Source organism: uncultured Escherichia sp. (genome assembly GCF_948475835.1).
GTDB lineage: Bacteria > Pseudomonadota > Gammaproteobacteria > Enterobacterales > Enterobacteriaceae > ECMA0423.
In genome coordinates, this window is the sequence record NZ_CAOLGM010000204.1 from 1 (window position 1) to 4449 (window position 4449).

Annotated in this window: 5 protein-coding genes, 1 tRNA gene and 1 pseudogene; 4 read left to right on the forward strand and 3 right to left on the reverse strand. The window is 44.0% G+C overall.

Going from position 1 to position 4449, the window contains the following annotated elements:
• Positions 1 to 705: hydroxyacylglutathione hydrolase (gene gloB / locus QZF50_RS22695; protein WP_290389004.1), on the reverse strand; the 705-nt coding region annotated here is incomplete at its 3' end.
• 33 nt (positions 706 to 738) lie between these two features.
• Here gloB and QZF50_RS22700 point away from each other — a divergent pair.
• Complete coding sequence (locus QZF50_RS22700; protein WP_001295200.1) at positions 739 to 1461, forward strand: class I SAM-dependent methyltransferase; 723 nt, start codon at positions 739 to 741, stop codon at positions 1459 to 1461.
• Here the strand turns inward: QZF50_RS22700 and rnhA are convergent.
• Entirely contained in the window at positions 1458 to 1925 is a 468-nt protein-coding gene (gene rnhA, locus QZF50_RS22705; RefSeq protein ID WP_000917883.1) for a ribonuclease HI, read from the reverse strand. The two genes, QZF50_RS22700 and rnhA, sit on opposite strands and share 4 nt — an antisense overlap.
• 64 nt (positions 1926 to 1989) lie before the next feature.
• Between rnhA and dnaQ the strand changes: the two genes are divergently transcribed.
• From dnaQ to QZF50_RS22720, 3 genes are all read left to right on the forward strand, one after another.
• Positions 1990 to 2721, forward strand: a complete 732-nt coding sequence (gene dnaQ / locus QZF50_RS22710; protein ID WP_001297205.1) for a DNA polymerase III subunit epsilon — start codon at positions 1990 to 1992, stop codon at positions 2719 to 2721.
• 132 nt (positions 2722 to 2853) lie between these two features.
• A tRNA-Asp gene (locus tag QZF50_RS22715) sits at positions 2854 to 2930 on the forward strand.
• A 329-nt stretch (positions 2931 to 3259) separates the two neighbouring features.
• Positions 3260 to 4045, forward strand: a complete 786-nt coding sequence (locus tag QZF50_RS22720; protein WP_001758738.1) for a hypothetical protein — start codon at positions 3260 to 3262, stop codon at positions 4043 to 4045.
• 136 nt (positions 4046 to 4181) lie between these two features.
• Here the strand turns inward: QZF50_RS22720 and ykfM are convergent.
• Positions 4182 to 4449, reverse strand: a pseudogene (gene ykfM, locus QZF50_RS22725) (protein YkfM); the annotation flags it as partial.

Sequence of the window (4449 nt, forward strand, 5' to 3'; positions counted from 1 at the left end):
TTGCAATAATGTTTCTTCATTAATTACATTAATTAAATCAATATCTTCCGTTCTTAAAAAAACATTAATTTGCCGCTCATTTTTCAGAATTACGGGTAGTGTTATTTGATTTTTTGCCCGTAACTCCTTAACTTTACGATAATAATCATTTATGGACAAATCGTGCGGAAGAATACTCAAAGCAAACTTCATATTTGATAACGTATATTCATGAGCACAACATACCAATGTATCGTCAGGTAACGCACTTAACTTTTTAAGTGATTGATACATTTGTGATGCTGTCCCTTCAAACAACCGACCACACCCACCAGAAAACAGCGTGTCGCCGCAAAATAGATAAGGTTTACTGAAGTAACAGATATGTCCTAAAGTGTGACCCGGCGTGGCAATTACACTAAATTCATGCCCCAAAACGAAGGCAGTTTCGCCATCTTTGACTACCTGTGTTGTTCCCTTATCTTGTGTCTCTGGTGGACCATACACCACAATTTGCGGAAACTTTTCCACCAGTTCTTTTACGCCGCCAACGTGATCGTGGTGATGGTGGGTGAGAAATATGGCCTCTGGTTGCCAGTTATTGGCGGCAATGGCTTTTAATACCGGCTCTGCGTCTCCGGGATCGACAATCAGGCAGCGACCTGCTTCATCATTCAAAACCCAGATGTAATTGTCATCAAAGGCGGGAATACTGTTAAGATTCATAGATTACCTCTCAGTGTGAAACGGAAGGTTGTGATGAAACCGGCAAGAGTCCCTCAAACTGTCGTGGCTCCTGATTGCTGGGGCGATTTGCCCTGGGGAGAGCTTTATCGCAAGGCGCTGGAGCGCCAGCTCAACCCGTGGTTCACTAAAATGTATGGTTTTCATCTGCTTAAGATTGGCAATTTAAGCGCAGAAATCAATTGCGAAGCGTGCGCGGTTTCTCATCAAGTGAATGTTTCTGCGCAAGGAATGCCCGTCCAGGTGCAGGCAGATCCACTTCATCTTCCTTTTGCCGATAAATCCGTTGATGTTTGTCTACTGGCACATACCTTGCCGTGGTGCACCGATCCGCATCGTTTATTGCGTGAAGCCGATCGGGTACTGATTGATGATGGCTGGCTGGTGATTAGTGGCTTCAATCCCATCAGTTTAATGGGATTACGCAAACTTGTGCCGGTATTGCGAAAAACCTCGCCCTATAACAGCCGGATGTTTACTCTGATGCGGCAACTGGACTGGCTCTCTTTGTTGAATTTTGAAGTGCTGCACGCCAGCCGTTTCCACGTTCTCCCGTGGAACAAACACGGAGGAAAACTATTGAATGCGCATATTCCTGCGCTTGGTTGCTTACAACTTATTGTTGCCCGGAAACGGACTATTCCTTTAACGCTAAACCCGATGAAACAGAGTAAAAACAAGCCACGAATTCGCCAGGCGGTTGGAGCCACCCGGCAATGTCGTAAACCACAGGCTTAAACTTCGACTTGATAGCCCGTATCTTCCAGTGTGGGATTCATCGCTGCGGCACGAGCCAGTTCATCGCAACGTTCGTTTTCCGGGTGTCCGGCATGGCCTTTAACCCATTCCCATTTGATTTGATGCTGCCCCAATGCAGCATCAAGACGTTGCCAGAGATCGACATTTTTTACTGGTTTTTTGTCTGCTGTTTTCCAGCCACGTTTTTTCCAGTTATGGATCCACTGAGTGATCCCCTGGCGGACATACTGGCTGTCGGTACTCAAAATGACTTCGCAATGTTCTTTTAACGCCTCCAGCGCGACAATAGCGGCCATCAACTCCATACGGTTGTTGGTGGTGCGGGTGTAGCCTGCGCTAAAGGTTTTCTCGCGTCCGCGATAGCGTAAAATAGCGCCGTAACCCCCAGGTCCAGGATTACCCAGACACGAACCATCGGTGAAAATTTCTACCTGTTTAAGCATCTCTGGTAGACTTCCTGTAATTGAATCGAACTGTAAAACGACAAGTCTGACATAAATGACCGCTATGAGCACTGCAATTACACGCCAGATCGTTCTCGATACCGAAACCACCGGTATGAACCAGATTGGTGCGCACTATGAAGGCCACAAGATCATTGAGATTGGTGCCGTTGAAGTGGTGAACCGTCGCCTGACGGGCAATAACTTCCATGTTTATCTCAAACCCGATCGGCTGGTGGATCCGGAAGCCTTTGGCGTACATGGTATTGCCGATGAATTTTTGCTCGATAAGCCCACGTTTGCCGAGGTAGCCGATGAGTTCATGGACTATATCCGCGGCGCGGAGTTGGTGATCCATAACGCAGCGTTCGATATCGGCTTTATGGACTACGAGTTTTCGTTGCTTAAGCGCGATATTCCGAAGACCAATACCTTCTGTAAGGTCACCGATAGCCTTGCGGTGGCGAGGAAAATGTTTCCTGGTAAGCGCAACAGCCTCGATGCGTTATGTGCCCGCTACGAAATAGATAACAGTAAACGAACGCTACACGGGGCATTACTCGATGCACAGATCCTTGCGGAAGTTTATCTGGCGATGACCGGTGGTCAAACGTCGATGGCTTTTGCGATGGAAGGAGAGACACAGCAGCAACAAGGTGAAGCAACAATTCAGCGCATTGTACGTCAGGCAAGTAAGTTACGCGTTGTTTTTGCGACAGATGAAGAGCTTGCAGCTCATGAAGCCCGTCTTGATCTGGTGGAGAAGAAGGGCGGAAGCTGCCTCTGGCGGGCATAAATACCTGTAAAAGGCGCTAAAAATAGCGGCTTGGGCGATTTTTGCAGCAAACGATTCAAAAGATGAGAAAAACCGTTGACGAAGGGTGAGGCAATCCGTAATATTCGCCTCGTTCCCAACGGAACACAACGCGGAGCGGTAGTTCAGTCGGTTAGAATACCTGCCTGTCACGCAGGGGGTCGCGGGTTCGAGTCCCGTCCGTTCCGCCAAATTCACTCATGAAAATGAGTTCAGAGAACCGCAAGATTTTTAATTTTGCGGTTTTTTTGCATTTAAATCCCGCTATTTCTTCGGTCTATGGTTTTGTTATGCTGTAAATGTGTTAATCACATATGGTAGACCATATCATTAATATTTAATCATACTATCGAATCATTCAATTTAAATATATTTGAATGTTATGATTTTCATTTTTCTATTGATTTAATGAATTTATATATACTGTTATTTTTGTTTGTTCTGATTCAAGTGGAGTATATAATTAAAAATCGTTAGCTAAACATTACCATGATTATGACAGGCGAGGGAGTGTCCAATTATGAATTCAAAAAAGCTTTGTTGCATATGTGTGTTATTCTCGCTGCTTGCAGGATGTGCCTCTGAATCTTCTATTGATGAAAAGAAGAAAAAAGCTCAAGTCACACAAAGTAATATTAATAAAAACACTCCCCAGCAACTGACAGACAAAGATTTATTCGGTAATGAAACCACTCTGGCCGTATCCGAAGAGGATATTCAAGCTGCGCTTGATGGAGATGAGTTCCGCGTTCCCCTTAATTCTCCTGTAATACTTGTTCAATCCGGCAACCGCGCACCGGAAACCATTATGCAGGAGGAGATGCGAAAATATTATACTGTTTCCACATTCTCTGGTATCCCGGACAGGCAAAAGCCTCTGACTTGTAACAAAAACAAAGATAAAAATGAGAACGAGGATGTTGCCAGTGCTGAGAATATGAACTGGATGCAGGCACTGCGTTTTGTGGCTGCAAAAGGACATCAGAAAGCGATTATTGTTTACCAGGATACATTGCAGACAGGAAAATATGACTCTGCGCTGAAATCAACAGTATGGTCCGACTATAAAAATGAAAAACTCACCGACGCTATCTCCCTGCGCTACCTGGTACGTTTCACGCTGGTGGATGTGGCAACAGGTGAGTGGGCTACCTGGTCGCCGGTGAATTATGAATATAAAGTGCTTCCACCATTGCCCGACAAGAATGAAGTCAGTACGACTGATATGACAGAGCAGCAAATCATGCAACTTAAGCAAAAGACCTATAAAGCGATGGTAAAAGATTTGGTTAACCGCTATCAATAATAAATTATATCTGCCGCCAGGAATTTCTGGCGGCAATAATACAAAATTCTTTGCATAAGAAATTTTTCTTGACAAAGACAGTGCAAGAAAGGACATGGAATCCGGAGTTAAAAACTGTTTGTTTTAGAATATTTAATTATTTAACTGCTGAATCTTCCTTGCGAGAAATATATTCATTATTACATTTCATGCCATTTTTAATATAGATTGCTCCTGGGAAAATCCCCGTATTATTACCGCAGGGGTGATAATTAGCATTGACATATCCTGTGACAAAAGGAGCTATTAAAGGTGCTATTACGATAGCTATTAGTAAAAATATAAGAGTTAGCTGTATTGTTATGTCTGTGGCGAAATTGACTACCTTCGTTTTTTTGATTAAGAATGATTTTATTATCGTAAGT